Origin of the sequence: Cognatishimia sp. F0-27 (assembly GCF_020667845.1) — a bacterium.
Classification (GTDB): domain Bacteria; phylum Pseudomonadota; class Alphaproteobacteria; order Rhodobacterales; family Rhodobacteraceae; genus JAFMPQ01.
This window is the reverse complement of the sequence record NZ_JAFMPQ010000002.1, coordinates 163,014-178,514: the sequence shown is the minus strand read 5'-3', so window position 1 is coordinate 178,514 and position 15,501 is coordinate 163,014. Positions and strand designations below refer to the sequence as shown.

The following is a 15,501-nucleotide window of genomic DNA, read 5'->3' as shown; positions in this document are numbered from 1 at the left end:
GGCGCACCCCCGGCGCCCGCGAGGCGACGCGTCGACACTGCCTGAAAACCCGTGCCGCGGCAGCGGCGCCTCTGGACTACCGGAAAGGACAGCCATGAAACTGACACTTCTTGCCATCGCGCTGTTCTTCTTCGCGGTTGTTGCGTCCTTCGTCTGGTTCGTGATGACCTGGGACCGTGACGCCGAACAACCCGTCTCCCAACTCCCAACGCAGCAGGAGTGGACCGCATGACCACCCTTCCCGACAGCACCACGCGCAAGCTCGGTCTCGTGATCGACCTCGACACCTGTGTCGGCTGCCATGCCTGCGTGATCTCGTGCAAAGGCTGGAACACCGAGAATTACGGCGCGCCGCTTTCGGATCAAAACCCCTACGGCTCCGACCCGACCGGCACCTTCCTCAACCGCATCCACAGCTACGAGGTCCAGCCCGACACCGGCCCGGCGCAGCTCATCCACTTTCCCAAAAGCTGCCTGCATTGCGAAGACGCGCCCTGCGTGACGGTCTGCCCCACCGGCGCAAGCTACAAGCGCACCGAGGATGGCATCGTTCTGGTCAACGAAACCGACTGCATCGGCTGCGGTCTCTGCGCTTGGGCCTGTCCCTATGGCGCGCGCGAACTGGACGCCGCCGAAGGCGTGATGAAGAAATGCACGCTCTGCGTCGACCGGATCTATAACGAAAACCTGCCCGAAGAAGACCGCGAACCCGCCTGCGTGCGCACCTGCCCTTCCGGGGCGCGGCATTTCGGCGATTTCGCCGATCCCGACAGCCACGTGAGCAAGCTCAGCACCGCGCGCGGCGGCATGGACCTCATGCCCGAGCAAGGAACCAAACCGGTGAACAAATACCTGCCCCCGCGGCCCAAGGACAGCTGGCAGGGCGAAACCGACGTGCTCGCCCCTTGGCTCGCGCCAATCGACCCCGAACCGCAGGGCGGCTTTCTCGGCTGGCTCGATCGCGCCCTTGGCAAATTGCCCGGCGACAGCGCCGGCAAGGAGGGTTGATGCGCCGGCCCGCCGCCCCGCGCCGCGCGCACCGCCGGCACAAAAAGGGCCGTCCCGCCCGCGTCACCGCCACACCGATGCCAGAAAGAACCCCCTGACATGCATCCCGCACCAAGCATCATCGCTTTCACAACCCTGTCCGGTCTGGGTTTTGGCCTGCTGTTCTGGCTGGGGCTCGACGCCACCCCCCCGACCGGCTGGACCGCCTTCTTCTTCTTCCTGATCGGCTATGTCCTTGCGATCGGGGGCCTGATGTCCTCAACCTTTCACCTCGGACGCCCCGAACGCGCGATCAAGGCGTTCACCCAATGGCGCACGAGCTGGCTGTCCCGCGAGGCCTGGTGCGCCGTGATCGCCCTTGTCTCGCTTGGCCTCTACGCGCTCGGTCTGGTCTTCTTTTCCGCGCATTGGGCCGTGCTTGGCTGGCTTGGCGCGGTTTTCTGCCTTGCCACGGTGTTCACCACGTCGATGATCTACGCCCAGCTCAAGACAGTGCCGCGCTGGAACCACTGGTCCACCTCGGCGATGTTTGTCGCCTGGTCCGTGGCGGGCGGCGCGTTGCTGTCGGGCCGCGTGACCGTGGCGCTTGTGCTGATCGTGGTTGCGGGCGGCCTGCAACTCTGGTGGTGGCAAGAAGGGGACAAGCGCCTTGCAGACAGCGGCACCACTCTGGCCACCGCGACCGGGCTGGGCACGATCGGGACCGTGCGTGCCTTCGAGCCCCCCCATACCGGGTCCAATTACCTCACCCGCGAGATGGTCTTTGTGGTCGGGCGCCGACATGGCCGCAAACTGCGGATGATTGCCATTGTGCTGGCGATGCTGATGCCGGTTCTGCTGCTGCTCGCCCCGTTTGCCCATTGGCTCGCCGCCATCGCCGTGATCAGCCATGTCGCCGGTGTGGCGGTGGCGCGCTGGCTGTTCTTTGCCGAGGCCGAACATGTGGTCGGGCTGTATTACGGCGCGCGAGAGGCCTGATCCGGATCCATCCCTCGCCCGCCCGTCGGGCGGTCTCCGAACCACCCCCTCGCCCGCCCGCCGGGCGGTCTCCGACGGGCCAGCCTGCACCGCCATCGCTGCGCCTTACGCCGCAGCGCGGTATCAGCGCGGCAAATCGCGATACGGGCATACATCCGCTTCAAACGGCACATGCCGCTGGCGAAAGCCCGTGCCCGGGACCTGCTCCGGCCGGCTGATCCGGTCCATCCGGAAATGCCGAAACCCCGCCCGCGCGGGATCCCACGCCACCAGGTACCAAAGCGGCGGCAGGATCAGCATCGCCTGCGGCTCCACCTCGCGACGGGTCTGCCGCCCCCGCGCGTCGCGATACGCAAACCGCAGCATCACGCGAGAGAGAAAGGCCGCCTCGAAAGCCGGCAGAAGCTCCGGATCCAGCGTGCCCAGATCCGAAAGATCCTGATGTGGGGAAAGCGGCCCCACATGCAGGCAATCGAGAAACCGTCGCAGGTCCCGCAGCTTGTCGGGCGGCAAAGCGCGTTCGATGCGCGCCAGGCCCTGATCGGCAAGGTCAGAAAATGGCAGGTTTCCCGCCGCACGCATCGCCGCCACGCTGATCAGCAGCGCAAAGACCTCCGCCACGGACAGCCGCGCGGTGGTTTGGACCGATTGCGGGTCAAGCTGTATGCCTCCGCCCCGGCCCGGTTCGGAATGGATGACAAAACCCTGATCCCGCAGCGCACCGATATCGCGCAGCACGGTGCGGCGCGACGCGCCAACCTCGTCGGCAAGGCTGTCAACGGTGGCTGACCCGCTGCGGCGCAGGCTTCGGATGAGGGCGTCTTGGCGCAGGCGACTATTCATTTCACCACCATAGCATGAATGGTGACAAAATTTGGCACCATTTTGGTTTACGCAGGTGATGTCACGTCAAACAACAGCAAAACAAGGACATCCAAACATGCAACGCACCGCTGTCAATCCATGGAACTGGTCGCTCGGCCTCGGATACAATCAGGCCGAAATCATCGAAGGCGCACAGCGTCAGGTCATCTGCGCCGGGCAAACCGCCGTGGACGCCAATGGCGCCCCGCAGCATCCGGGCGACATGCGCGCGCAGATCGACCTCGCGCTCGACAATCTCGAAGCGGTGCTCGGACAGGCGGGCCTTGGGTTCGGCGATGTGATCCGGCTCGGGGTGTTTGCCACCGACGTGGACGCGGCGCTGTCGCATTTCGATCTGCTCGGGCAGCGTTTTGGCGCGGCGCACTGCGCCCCACCCATGACCCTTCTCGGTGTCACGCGGCTCGCCATTCCCGGCCTGCTCTTTGAAATCGAGGCAACGGCGGCCGCCTGACCCGGATTTCGGCCCGGCGCCTGCACACCTGCGCATCACGCGCGGGGACACGGGCCGCGACGGGGTCTCTCCTGCTTGAGCCGAACAGCCCGCGCCGCGTGACCCTGCCTCCACGCTCCCCTGCACGGAGGCCGCGCCCGTGCCGCCGGTGCAGGGCTGCTCTGGTCCCCGCTGGCCCGATCTCCGCCACGCAGGACAACACCGCCGGGCCCCTGCGGCCCGGCACGCGCCTGTTCGGCTCGATTTGTCACGATTGGGCCGCGCCGAGAGGACTGTGGATCGGCCATACCGAGATTGACCGGAATGCACAGCGCCCCCTCTCCGGCAAGCGCCGCACCGAGCCGACCCTGCGCGGCTTTGCCCGCGCTTAACCGGGACTGCGGGCGATCAGCCGGGCCAAGCATCAACCGTCCGGACCGACGGTCCGGCGCAGCGTCCGCAATCAAAAATCGCTGCGACCATCAGGCCCGTGGGCCGGACGTCTGCCAGTCAGCGTCGTCCCAAACCCTGCGCGCGCCCGTCTGACCTAGCGGCAATAGGTTCCGCCGCCGCGATGCTGCGCCACGTCAAAATGGAAATGATCCTGATGCCAGCGATCCGAATCCGGGCCAAGCACCGTTTTGAACGGGCCGCAGGCGGCAGCATGCATCTTCTTCATCGCCTGCCCGTTTGTGCCGCTGTTCCAGTTCCCCAGAAGCGGGATCTCCGTGCCATCGAGCAGAAAGAAAGCCGAAATGTCGATCGCGTTGCCCTTGCCATGCTCGGATATCTTCGCGCCACGCCTGTGGTTGCGCGTCCGGCAAGCATAGCTGGCCGCAACCTTGAGCCCGGCAAGACCGCCGCCGCGGTCCCCGAAGGCGGGCATCGCCCCGGTTTCGATCCATGTCTTGAAAGCCTTGGCCGTTGCGCAATTGATCGTCGCCCCCTGACTAAGCGAGATCTGCCCGACCTGATCAAGCCGCACGGCGTTCTCGATCCCGCAGCCGGCGATCCGTCCCGGCACCCGGCCGACAACCACCCCCTTGAGCACGGGGTCTCCACACAGCCCGCCGCCCTCGATGGCGCGCAGACCGTCCTTACTGTCCGAGGTCGACGCAAAAGCGCGGCCCAGAACCGCGCCCACCTGTGCCACCGCCCCCTTTTTCTCCGGGCCGGCCGTATCGGTCGGCGCATCGCGCGACGCACATGCCGCCAGTGTCGCCACAAGACCTATCGCCAATGCAATGCGTTTCATTTGCCCACCTGAACCCGACCGAAATCTGGCTTATCAGTATCCTGACCTGCCTCCAGAATGCTACGGCGTATGGTCCGGGTACGGGTGAAATAGGCGTGAAGCTGCTCACCGTCGCCGGTTCTGATCGCCCGTTGCAGCGCAAACAGCTCTTCGGTGAACCGCCCGAGCATCTCGATCGTGGCGTCCTTGTTGGTCAGGAACACGTCCCGCCACATGGTCGGATCAGAGGCCGCAATCCGGGTGAAATCCCGGAACCCCGCCGCCGAGAACTTGATCACCTCTTGATCCGTGACCCGGCGCAGATCATCGGCCACACCAACCATCGTGTAGGCAATGAGGTGCGGAATATGGCTCACCACCGCACAGACAAGGTCATGATGCTCCACATCCATGCGCTCCGTCTGGCTGCCCAGCGCATGCCAATAGGCCTCCAGCCGGTCGACCGCCGCAGGGTCCGTGCCCTCGGGCGGAACCACGAGGCACCACCGGTTGTCAAACAGCGTCGCAAAGCCCGATTCCGGCCCGGAATGCTCTGTCCCGGCCATCGGGTGCGCGGGCACAAAATGCACCCTCTCCGGAATATACGGCCCCACATTGTCAATCACGGTCTGCTTGACCGACCCCACATCCGTCACCGTCGCCCCCGGCTTGAGATGCGGCGCCATCTCCCGCGCCACCGCCCCCATCGCACCAACAGGGACCGCCAGCACCACGAGATCGGCATCGGCGACGACCTCTGCGATGCTGTCGCAGACGCTGTCGCACAGGCCGATCCGTCGCGCGGTCTCGCGTGTCTCGGCAGAGCGCGCAAACCCCGACACATGGCCCACCGCCCCGGTCCGCTTGCCGGACCAGAACATCGACGACGCGATCAGCCCAAGCCCGATCAGCGCCACCTTGTCGTAAATCACGGGCATCGCGCACCTGCCTTGAACTGACCGATCGCATGCGCCACCCGGCGACAGGACGGCTCATCGCCCACCGTGATCCTGAGCGCATTCGGCAGCTTGTAGCCCGCCACGCGTCGCACGATCAGCCCCTCGCTCTGCAAATACGCGTCACAGGCCTCCGCCTCCTCCGCCGACCCCATCCGCGCCAGCACGAAATTGGCCATGGACGTATCCGACGGCACCCCATGCTCGGCCAGCGCCTCCGACAGCCACGCCCGCATCCGCGCGTTTTCCACCCGGCACTTCTCCACATAGGCCGTGTCGCGGATCGCCGCTTCCGCGGCATCGAGCGCGGTCTGGCTGAGATTGAACGGCCCCCGGATCCTGTTCAGGACGTCGATGATCTCCTGCGGCGCATAGCCCCAACCGATCCGCAACCCGCCCAGCCCGTAGAGCTTCGAAAAGGTCCGCGTCATCACCACGTTGTCGCGCGTCTCCACCAGTGCCGCACCGCCGTCATAGCCCTCCACATATTCCGCGTAGGCCCCGTCCAGAACCAGCAGCGCGCGGTCCGGAAGACCCGCGGCCAGCCGCTCGATCTCCGCCATGCCGATCATCGTTCCGGTCGGATTGTTCGGGTTGGCGATGAAAACAAGCCGCGTCTTCGGCCCGCAGGCTTCGAGGATCTCGTCGACACAGGTCACACGTTCGCGCTCCGGCACTTCCACCGGGGTCGCCCCCGCCGCCAGTGCGCCGATGCGGTAAATGGCAAAGCCGTGCTCGGTATGGATCACCTCGTCGCCCGGCCCGGCATAGGCCTGGCACAGAAGATGCAGGATCTCGTCGGACCCGACACCGCAAATGATCCGACGGGCCTCCAGCCCGTGGACCTCAGCAATGGCCTGCCGCAGGCTGGCATGATCTGTGGACGGATAGCGGTGCAGCTGATGGACCGAGCGCTTGACCGCCTCCTGCGCGGCCGGGCTGGGGCCGAAAGGGTTCTCGTTGGAGCTGAGCTTGACGATGTTCTCGACACCGTCGATATGGGATTTCCCGCCCACATAGGGCTGGATATCCAGGATACCGGGTTGCGGCTCGATCTTCGACATGGGTCGCGGTCTCCTCTGCGCGTGACCCCGTGCATACCGGGCGCGCGCGGCGATGAAAACCCGCCCTGAACGCACCCGCCTGCCCCACGCCCACCATGCGCCCACCGAGCCGTCGCCTCCGGTTTCGTCTCGCGCACGGCCCCGGGGCCGCCTTGTGGGGAAAAGCGAGAAAGCCTCGCGCCCGCAACACACAATCGGATCGGCCACGATGTCCATACAGGGACCGGTCCGCGATCTCCCCCGGTTTCTTTGGGCCTGAATTATCCCGGGGGAGTCTTTGCTTGCAAAGACGGGAGCAGCGCCCCCAAGCCACCGCCAGCGTCGCGCACCCACCGCCAGCAAGCCCGCCGGCCACCTCGCGCCCGCAACAGACAGCCGGATCGGCCACGATGTCCATACAAGGACCGGTCCGCGATCTCCCCCGGTTTCTTTGGGCCTGAAATATCCCGGGGGAGTCTTTGCTTGCAAAGACGGGGGCAGCGCCCCCAAGCCACCGCCAGCGCCGCGCACCCACCGCCAGCAAGCCCGCCCACCGCCCGCGTGTCCCGTCCCGGTCGCGCCGCCGACCGCGCGGCGCAGCGCCAAACCGCCCCGCTCTCGCCTCAATCCTGCCGAAAACCCGGCCTAGCTCTCGAGACCGGACCCAAAGCGCGGCGACAAGACCGCGCCCGAGCAGACGTCACCAATTCCGGAGCCTGATCCCATGCAGGACATCTTCGCCTTTTTCCAGGCCACCATCGCCCACCCTTCGCTGCGCATCGCGCCGTTCTACCTGCCCGGGATGATCATTCTGGCCTACTGGGTGTGGCGCAAGCAGCGCGAAACCGGAAGCTTCTGGCGCTGGCTCTTTCCCCGCGACATCTATTTCCACCGCTCGCATCTGGTCGATATCCAGCTTTTTGCCGTGGGCCGCATTCTCACCCTTCTGGGCGCGTTCCAGAAAGTCGCCGTGACCGTCGCCATCGCGTCGCTGATCGTCGGCTTCGCCGGCGGCACGGTGACCGAACCTGCCACCCTCTCGCCGGTCTGGATCGCGCTGATCGTGTTGCTGGCCAATGACTTCACCGTTTACTGGGTGCACCGCGTGCACCATGAACACCCGACGCTCTGGCCGTTCCACGCGGTGCATCACTCGGCAGAGGTGATGACCCCGATCACCGTCTACCGCAAACATCCGATCTACGACCTGATCTCCTCGACGGCCAAGGGCGTGATCCTCGGTGTGGCACAGGGCGTCCTGCTGTCATTTCTTGTCACCGACCTCTCGGTGGCGCTCATCGCCGGGGTCAATGTCTTTTACTTTGCCTTCAACGCGGTCACCGCGAACCTGCGCCACAGCCATGTCTGGCTGAGCTTCGGTCGCCGGTGGGAACATATCTTCATTTCCCCCGCCCAGCACCAGGTGCATCACTCCTCCGAACTCCGGCATTACAACAAGAACTACGGCGAGGTGCTGGCGATCTGGGACTGGATGTTCGGCACGCTCTACCTGACGTCGGACCGCGAAGACCTGCGCTTCGGGATCGGCGATGCGGAAGGCAACCGGGTCGCACAGCCGCACCCGACCCTGATGACCGCGCTCATCGAGCCGATCCAGAGCTCGCTGGCCACCCTGCGCCCGGCCCGCTCAAAAGCCGCGCGGCGCGAAGACGCCGTATCCGGTGCCCCGACCCCCCCTGCGCAAGACGCCGCCCAAAAAGCCGCGCGGCGCGCAGACGCCGTGCCTGGGGGCGCAACCACGATCCACCCGGCGGAGTAAAAAACCCATGAACCGCGGATTTTCCCTCTACCTCGACGCGCTGCGCTTCGGCGCGGCGCTGGTGGTGCTGCTGTCGCACTGGGCCTATCCGCGCTTCACCGAAGGCCGCTGGATCTGGATCCGCGAACTCAATCTCGGATCGGACGCGGTGGTGATCTTCTTCGTCCTTTCTGGCCTTGTGGTGGCCTTCGCGGCCCAGACCAAGGACAAAACCGCATCGCGGTTTGCCTTTCAGCGCCTGACACGGCTGTGGTCGGTTGCGATCCCCGCGCTGGTGCTCACCCTGATCCTCGACCGCTACGGCGCAGCGGCCTATCCGGCCTATTACGACGGCTGGTGGTATCATCCGCTCGGTCTGGCAGAAACCTTCTGGTACGGGCTCAGCTTCACCTCCCAATGGGGCACGGACATGGTGCGTCTCGGCACCAACGGCCCGTGGTGGTCGCTGAGCTACGAAGCCGCGTTCTACCTGCTCTTCGCGCTCTGGCTCTGGACGTCCGGCCCGCGCCGCCTCGGTCTCATGGCACTGGCCGTGCTCGCCATCGGCCCGAAGGTTCTCCTGCTCATGCCCGCATGGCTGATGGGCGTCTGGCTCTGGCACCGGATCGAGGCGGGCCGCCTGCCCAACCCGACCAATGCCGCTGCCCTCGCGCTCGGTATGCCGGTGTTCTACGCGCTGGCTCTGGCCAATGGCCTGCCACAGGGGCTCACCGATCTCAGCGCCGGGCTGCTCGGCCTGCCGCATACCTATGGGTTCGGCTTTTCTGACGAATTCGTCTGGAACGCGCTGCTCGGCGCGATGGTCACGGGACAGATCTGGGGCATGGCCGGCCTGATGGCACATCACGCCCGCATGCGCAGCGACGCGATCCGCTGGCTCGCCGGGGGCAGCTTCTCGCTCTACCTCGTGCATTATCCCGTGCTGCAGATCCTGCGCCCGGTCCTCGCCTCAAATACCGACGGGCTCCTCGGCGATGCGCTGCTGCTGGCCTGCACGCTCCTGGTCTGCTACGCCTTCGCCGCGCTGTTCGAGCGGCCCTTGCCCGCGCTGCGCAAGGCTCTGCGCGCACGGCTCGGACGACGCGCGCCGGTGCCCCGCGACAAACCGGCCCCGGCCCGGGTCTGAGCCGCCCGGATCAGACCACCACGTCCATATGCGTCTGCTCGCCAACGCCAAAGACGCGCTTGTACCGGGCGATCTGGTCCTCCGGACCCATGGCCTTGGCCGGGTTGTCCGACAGCTTCACCGTCGGCCGCCCATTGGCCGCAACCGCCTTGCACACAAGGCTGAACGGCGCCAGCCGGTCATCCGCCGTCAGCCCACGGAAATCATTGGTCAACAGCGTGCCCCAGCCAAAGCTGACCCGCACCCGCCCGGCAAACTGGTGTTGCAGGGTCAGGATCTTCTCCTCGCTGAGCCCGTCGGAAAAGATCACCAGCTTGTCGCGCGGATCCTCCCCGCGCGCCTTCCACCACGCAATCGCACGCTCCGCACCTTCCGCCGGATCGCCGCTGTCGATGCGAACCCCCGTCCAACCCGCGAGCCAGTCCGGCGCTTTGCGCAAGAACCCGTCCGTCCCGTAGGTATCCGGCAGGATGATCCGCAGATTGCCCTCGTGCTCTTCTTGCCAATCGGCCAGCACGTCATAGGGCGCCTGAGCCAAGGCGGTGTCGTCCTCGGCCAGCGCGGCATAGACCATCGGCAATTCATGCGCATTGGTGCCGATCGCCTCGAGGTCGCGGTTCTTCGCGATCAGGCAATTGGATGTGCCGACAAAACTGTCACCCAGCCCTTCCAGCATCGCCTGCACGCACCAATCCTGCCACAGGAAGGAATGCCGCCGACGCGTGCCGAAATCCGCGATCCTGAGCGCCGGCACCTCGCGCAGCCGCTCGATCTTTTCCCACAGCTTGGTCATCGCCCGCGCATAGAGCACCTGCAGCTCGAAACGCCCCATATCGCCCAGAACCGCGCGCCCGCGCAGTTCCATCAGCACCGCAAGAGCCGGGATCTCCCAAAGCATCACTTCCGGCCACGCGCCCTCGAAGGTCAGCTCGTATTGATCCCCCACCCGCTCCAGATGGTAGGGCGGCAGCCGCAACCCCTCGAACCACTCCATGAAATCCGGGCGGAACATCTGTCGCTTGCCATAAAACGTGTTTCCGCGCAGCCAGGTGCTTTCGTTGCGCTTCAGGCTCAGGCTGCGGATGTGGTCGAGTTGTTCGCGCAGCTCTCCCTCGTCGATCAGCCGCGCCAGCGGCACGTCCTTGGACCGGTTGATGAGCGAGAACGTCACCTGCGTGTCCCGCTTGTTGCGAAACACCGACTGGCACATCAAGAGCTTGTAGAAATCCGTGTCGATGAGCGACCGCACGATGGGGTCGATCTTCCATTTGTGGTTCCAGACGCGGGTTGCGATATCGACCATCTGCGGCCTCCGGTGTCGATAAGGCCCTGATCACACGCGGGCGGTGGACTGTGTTAAACAGTGCGTGCCGCCGTTATGCAAGCGTGACACCGGCCGCGCGCATGGCGGCGCGCGCCGCGTCAAGCGATCCGTCAAGGTCGATCGCGCGGCACAGATCCTCACGCACCGTCACCGCAAAGCCAAGCCGCGCCGCGTCCACGGCGGAGTAATGCACACAGAAATCCGTCGCGAGACCGACCATGGTCAGCCGGTCGATCCCCCGCGTGCGCAGATAGCCGTCAAGCCCGGTCGGGGTCGTGTGATCGTTCTCGAAAAACGCCGAGTAGCTGTCAATCGCCGGCCGAAACCCCTTCCGGACAATCATCTCCGCCCGGTCCGCGTCAAGATCGGGGTGAAACGCCGCGCCCCGGCTGCCCTGCACGCAATGATCGGGCCAAAGCACCTGCGGGCCATAAGGCATCTCGATCAACGCCATCGGCGCGTGCCCGGCATGGGCCGAAGCAAAGGAGGAATGGCCAGCCGGATGCCAATCCTGCGTCAGCACCACCGCGTCGGCCTCACGCATGAGCGCATTCACACCCGGCACAATGGCGTCACCCTCCGCGACGGCCAGCGCGCCACCGGGGCAGAAATCGTTCTGGATATCGATCACGATCAGGGCATGCATCGGCGGTGTTTCCTTCGTGGAGGCGGTACGGTTCCTGCACTCTTTCCCGCCTTGCCCGGCGGGGTCAAGCGTCCGCAAGACAAGGCCGCGACACCCGCGCCCCTTGCGCGGTGCCCGATCGTCGCATTATGTCCGCGACCATGCTGACCGTTTGTGCCCTGTATCACTTCACCCGCTTCGAGGATCCGGCAGCGCTGCGCGCGCCGCTTCTGGAGCTGTGCCGCGCCGAGGCCGTGACCGGCACGCTGCTGCTGGCCCGCGAAGGCATCAACGGCACCATCGCCGGGCCGCGCGCTGGGATCGACGCGGTGCTGGCCCATATCCGGGGGCTTCCGGGATGCGCCGACATCACGTGGAAGCTGTCCACTGCCGAGCAGCGCCCCTTTGCCCGGATGAAAGTGCGGCTCAAGCGTGAAATCGTCACCATGGGTGTCCCGGATGTCGACCCGCGGGCGCGCACCGGCCATTACGTCAAACCCGCTGACTGGAACGCGCTGATCACCGCGCCGGACGTGGCGGTGATCGACACCCGCAACAGCTACGAGACCGCCATCGGCACGTTTGAAGGCGCGATTGATCCCGGCACGGAAAGCTTCCGGGATTTCCCGGCATGGTGGGACGCCAACAAGCACCGCTTTGCCAACCAGCGCGTCGCGATGTTTTGCACCGGCGGCATCCGCTGCGAGAAATCCACCAACTACCTGCTGAGCCAAGGCGTCGAAGAGGTATACCATCTCGAAGGCGGGATTTTGAAATATCTCGAAGAGGTGCCGGAACAGGACAGCACGTGGCAAGGCGACTGCTTCGTGTTTGACGGGCGCGTGTCGGTGGGCCATGGCCTGCGCGAAGGGCCACACGAGCTGTGCCACGCGTGCCGCCGCCCGATCCTGCCGCAAGACCGCAGCCGCCCGGAATTCGAGGATGGCGTCGCCTGTCACCTTTGCGCCGACGAAACCACCGAGGACGACAAGGAGCGCTTTCGCGAACGCGCCCGTCAGATCGCGCTGGCCCGCGCGCGTGGCGAACGGCACCTGCATGCCGACGTCACCGACACCGAATAACGCCGCACGCGATGCTCCGCCTCGTGGTCATCCCGACCCCGAGGCCAATCGGCACCGTCGGGCGTCACGGAGGTCCGGCCCGGCTAAAATCTGCGGAACCCTTGGCCGGGCGCCCGCCATCGGCCCCCTTGTGTCACTTCTCACCGCCCGACACCTTTCGCCGCCAGCGTCGCACACCCTCGGGTACTTCTCGCCGCCAGCCACCTGATGCCACCAGCCCTGCGCATCCTCCGCCACCTGTCGCCGCCGGTTGCCTCTCGCCACCCGTCCTGCACACCTCGACAAACCCTCGTCACCGGCTAGCCCTCACCGCCCGCCCAGTGGAGCCTCGGCAACCTCTCGCTGTCTGCCTCGGCTCCCACGTCTCGCCACTGGCTGCCTCTCGACGCCCGCGCAGCGGAGCCTCGGCAACCTCTTACTGGCTGCCCCGGCTCCCACGTCTCGACACCGGCCACCTCTCGACGCCCGCGCAGCGGAGCCTCCACAACCTCTCGCTGACTACCCCGGCTCCCAATTCTCGACGCCGGCCGCCTCTCGATTCCCGCCCTGCGCGTCCTCCGTCCTTCCCGAAAGGCACGCGCATCCACTCTGCACCACCCGGTCACGCACTGCGCGCCGCAGGGTTGGTATCGGTTCAACCACGTCTTTTTTGCCTTGCCGGACGGGAGTGTGCCTTGCTTGATGCACACAGCGCATGCGCATGGAATGTGCATGGTTTGTGCATAGGTTGTGCATGCCCGAAACGCTCCTGCGAATGCGCCGTCAGGCAGGGCGCAACGTGGGCGCACTGCCGCGCCGCCCACGGGTCAGAAGCATCACCATGATCGCGATGTTGAGCCCGTTCCAGACAATGCCGTTGATGAAGGCCCATTCATAACTGCCGGTCCAGTCAAAGATCGCGCCGCTGAGCCAGCCGCCCAGCGCCATCCCGAGGATGGTCATCATCATCACGAACCCCACGCGCTGTCCCGCCTCCCGTGCGGGCATGTATTCCCGCACGATCACCGCATAGGACGGCACGATTCCACCTTGGCTGAGGCCAAAAATAAGGCTTACAACGTAAAGGCTTACCAGCCCTCCCGCCGGAAGGTAGAGAAACAGTGCAAGCGCTTGAAGGGTCGATCCGATCAGCAGGGTTGCCACGCCACCGAGCCGATCCGCCAACCATCCCGAGACCAGTCGGGACGCAACCCCACCGAGCAACATCAACGACAGCATCTCTGCCCCGACCGCAGCGCCAAATCCGAGATCGACGCAGAGCGCCACGATATGAACCTGCGGCATGGACATCGCCACGCAGCAGCCGATCCCGGCCAACCCCAACAGCCATTGCAGTTGCCGCGGCGTGAACCCGCTTTGCGCGGACCGCGCTTGCTGCGCCGCGTCCGAGCGCATCATCGCATCTTCCGGCACCCGCCGACGCAGAAGCTGCGAAAGCGGAAGCAGGCCGAAAATAGTCAACAAAGCCAGAAGGATATACATGCTTCGCCAGCCATCATCGCCGGCATAGGCCGCCAGGATCGGGGGCCAAATCGCTCCGGACAGGTAATTCCCCGAGGCTGCAATCGCCACCGCAATTCCCCGTTTGCGCAAGAACCATTGCGAGATATCCGCGATCAGCGGTCCGAAACAGGAGGCGGTGCCAAACCCGATGGCAAGCTGAACGAGGCTCAGCACGAGGATCGACGGCGCGAGCGCTGCCGCCCCGTATCCCGCGGCGATCAGAAGGGCCGCCCCCGTCAGCGTTGCCGTGATGCCGAAACGGTCGACTGCGCGCCCCAAAAACAGGTTCCCGAGAGCAAATCCGATCATGGTTGTCGAGTAAGCCAGCGCCGCCTCGGCGCGGGTCGCGCCGAACTCCGCCTGCACCTCCGGCAGTGTCACGGTGATGACCCACATCCCGATATTGCCCAGCACCGCGATGCCAAGCGTCAAAAGCAACCGCCCCCAACTGTATCGGCTGTCAAGAATGGAGCTATCCTGTACCATATGAGCAGACTAGAGCGCGTCGCCGACCGCCGATAGTGCCAAACTGTTCCAATCTCGCTGTTCCGGAGTCCCTGTGACCGATCCCATCAAGACTATCCGCCTCAGAAACGAGAGCGTTGAAATCACGCTACTGTCCATGGGCTGTTCCGTGCAGGAGTGGCGCGTTCACGGACGTTCCGTTGTTTTGGGTTATGCCAATCCGGAGGCTTACCGCGAAAACCCTGCCTGCATGGGGGCGATTTGCGGGCGGGTCATCAACCGGATCGGCGGCGCGCGGTTTGACCTCGACGGTCAGACCTGGCGATTGCCTGCGAACCTGCCCCCGCATCATCTCCATGGTGGACCGCGCGGTGCCGCCTGGAGGAACTGGACGGTTGTCAGCCACGATGCCACGCAAGCCGTGCTCAGCTTGCATTCTCCCCATCTCGATCAGGGTTATCCCGGGGATGTCGACACTTCGGTCACGCTTAGGCTTGATGGTTATCGACTTACCTATGACATCGCGGCACAGGTGGATCGCAAAACGATCCTCAACTACGGCCAGCACCTCTATTTCAACCTTTCTGGCGCGGGACCGGTGCGCAGCCACACGCTTCTGGTTGACGCGGATGACTGCACCCCGACAGACGATTTGGGCCTTCCAACCGGCGAACGGATGGCGGTGGACGGGTCACGCTTCGATTTTCGCGAACCGACCCCGCTCTGCACGCAGGATCCCGATGCCGTCGGATACGATCTGAATTATGCCCTTAATCGTGGCTCCGGTCCTGCCGCGGTGCTCACTCATAACGATCTAGACTTGCGATTATGGACTGATCGACCGGGCCTCCAGATCTACACGGCCAATGGGCTTGAGCAGACGCACCAGCCATTGCCCGGCCAGTCACACCAGCCCTACAGCGGCATCTGCCTTGAGGCGCAGGATTTTCCCAATGCGCCCAACCGACCCGATTTCGGGTCTGTCCTCTATACACCCGATCATCCCTATCGGCAGCGCACCACGATTGAGATTGCTCCACGGGTCACTCCCTGAGCAAGCCT

At 65.2% G+C, this 15,501-nt stretch carries 15 protein-coding genes; 8 read left to right on the top strand and 7 right to left on the bottom strand.

Annotated features, from left to right (window positions below):
* Positions 1 to 94: 94 nt before the first annotated feature.
* The 3 genes from J1C49_RS02000 (at position 95) to J1C49_RS01990 (ending at position 1,986) form a co-directional block, all read left to right on the top strand.
* Positions 95 to 232: a hypothetical protein gene (locus J1C49_RS02000; RefSeq protein WP_227444119.1), complete on the top strand. Its 138-nt coding sequence runs from the start codon at positions 95 to 97 to the stop codon at positions 230 to 232.
* On the top strand, positions 229 to 1,008 hold the full coding sequence (locus J1C49_RS01995) for a 4Fe-4S dicluster domain-containing protein (protein ID WP_227444118.1): 780 nt from the start codon (positions 229 to 231) through the stop codon (positions 1,006 to 1,008). Before J1C49_RS02000 ends, J1C49_RS01995 begins: the two co-directional genes overlap by 4 nt.
* Before the next feature lie 99 nt (positions 1,009 to 1,107).
* A complete protein-coding gene (locus J1C49_RS01990) occupies positions 1,108 to 1,986 on the top strand; it encodes a DmsC/YnfH family molybdoenzyme membrane anchor subunit (RefSeq protein ID WP_227444117.1) in 879 nt (292 codons plus the stop codon).
* 123 nt (positions 1,987 to 2,109) lie between these two features.
* Here the strand turns inward: J1C49_RS01990 and J1C49_RS01985 are convergent, their stop codons facing one another.
* Positions 2,110 to 2,829 (bottom strand): YafY family protein, encoded by a 720-nt coding sequence (locus J1C49_RS01985; protein WP_227444116.1) that lies wholly within the window; start codon positions 2,827 to 2,829, stop codon positions 2,110 to 2,112.
* Between the two features lie 97 nt (positions 2,830 to 2,926).
* Here J1C49_RS01985 and J1C49_RS01980 point away from each other — a divergent pair, with 97 nt between their 5' ends.
* The gene (locus J1C49_RS01980) at positions 2,927 to 3,322 is read left to right on the top strand and encodes a RidA family protein (RefSeq protein WP_227444115.1); all 396 of its coding nucleotides are present in this window, start codon (positions 2,927 to 2,929) and stop codon (positions 3,320 to 3,322) included.
* Positions 3,323 to 3,848: 526 nt separating this feature from the next.
* On the opposite strand, the gene J1C49_RS01975 is transcribed toward J1C49_RS01980, so the two are convergent.
* The 3 genes from J1C49_RS01975 to hisC are packed head-to-tail and all read right to left on the bottom strand — an operon-like array spanning position 3,849 to position 6,555.
* On the bottom strand, positions 3,849 to 4,556 hold the full coding sequence (locus J1C49_RS01975; protein WP_227444114.1) for an extensin family protein: 708 nt from the start codon (positions 4,554 to 4,556) through the stop codon (positions 3,849 to 3,851).
* On the bottom strand, positions 4,553 to 5,473 hold the full coding sequence (locus J1C49_RS01970) for a prephenate/arogenate dehydrogenase family protein (protein ID WP_227444113.1): 921 nt from the start codon (positions 5,471 to 5,473) through the stop codon (positions 4,553 to 4,555). The genes J1C49_RS01975 and J1C49_RS01970 overlap by 4 nt, the downstream gene beginning before the upstream one ends.
* Positions 5,464 to 6,555, bottom strand: coding sequence for a histidinol-phosphate transaminase (gene hisC / locus J1C49_RS01965; RefSeq protein WP_227444112.1), 1,092 nt, complete (start codon positions 6,553 to 6,555; stop codon positions 5,464 to 5,466). Before hisC ends, J1C49_RS01970 begins: the two co-directional genes overlap by 10 nt.
* A 703-nt stretch (positions 6,556 to 7,258) precedes the next feature.
* Here hisC and J1C49_RS01960 point away from each other — a divergent pair.
* Both J1C49_RS01960 and J1C49_RS01955 read left to right on the top strand, forming a co-directional pair.
* Positions 7,259 to 8,314: a sterol desaturase family protein gene (locus J1C49_RS01960; protein WP_227444111.1), complete on the top strand. Its 1,056-nt coding sequence runs from the start codon at positions 7,259 to 7,261 to the stop codon at positions 8,312 to 8,314.
* 7 nt (positions 8,315 to 8,321) lie between these two features.
* Positions 8,322 to 9,440, top strand: coding sequence for an acyltransferase (locus tag J1C49_RS01955; protein ID WP_227444110.1), 1,119 nt, complete (start codon positions 8,322 to 8,324; stop codon positions 9,438 to 9,440).
* Positions 9,441 to 9,450: 10 nt separating this feature from the next.
* On the opposite strand, the gene pncB is transcribed toward J1C49_RS01955, so the two are convergent.
* Positions 9,451 to 10,743, bottom strand: coding sequence for a nicotinate phosphoribosyltransferase (gene pncB / locus J1C49_RS01950; protein WP_227444109.1), 1,293 nt, complete (start codon positions 10,741 to 10,743; stop codon positions 9,451 to 9,453).
* A gap of 73 nt (positions 10,744 to 10,816) precedes the next feature.
* Positions 10,817 to 11,410 carry a bifunctional nicotinamidase/pyrazinamidase gene (gene pncA / locus J1C49_RS01945; protein WP_227444108.1) on the bottom strand — a complete coding sequence of 198 codons (594 nt, stop codon included), beginning with the start codon at positions 11,408 to 11,410 and terminating at the stop codon, positions 10,817 to 10,819.
* A 140-nt stretch (positions 11,411 to 11,550) separates the two neighbouring features.
* On the opposite strand from pncA, the gene J1C49_RS01940 reads away from it, so the two are divergent.
* On the top strand, positions 11,551 to 12,471 hold the full coding sequence (locus J1C49_RS01940; protein ID WP_227444192.1) for a rhodanese-related sulfurtransferase: 921 nt from the start codon (positions 11,551 to 11,553) through the stop codon (positions 12,469 to 12,471).
* 762 nt (positions 12,472 to 13,233) lie between these two features.
* Here J1C49_RS01940 and J1C49_RS01935 read toward each other — a convergent pair.
* Positions 13,234 to 14,460, bottom strand: coding sequence for an MFS transporter (locus J1C49_RS01935; protein ID WP_227444107.1), 1,227 nt, complete (start codon positions 14,458 to 14,460; stop codon positions 13,234 to 13,236).
* Between the two features lie 73 nt (positions 14,461 to 14,533).
* Here J1C49_RS01935 and J1C49_RS01930 point away from each other — a divergent pair, with 73 nt between their 5' ends.
* A complete protein-coding gene (locus J1C49_RS01930) occupies positions 14,534 to 15,493 on the top strand; it encodes an aldose epimerase family protein (protein WP_227444106.1) in 960 nt (319 codons plus the stop codon).
* The last annotated feature ends 8 nt before the right edge of the window (positions 15,494 to 15,501 follow it).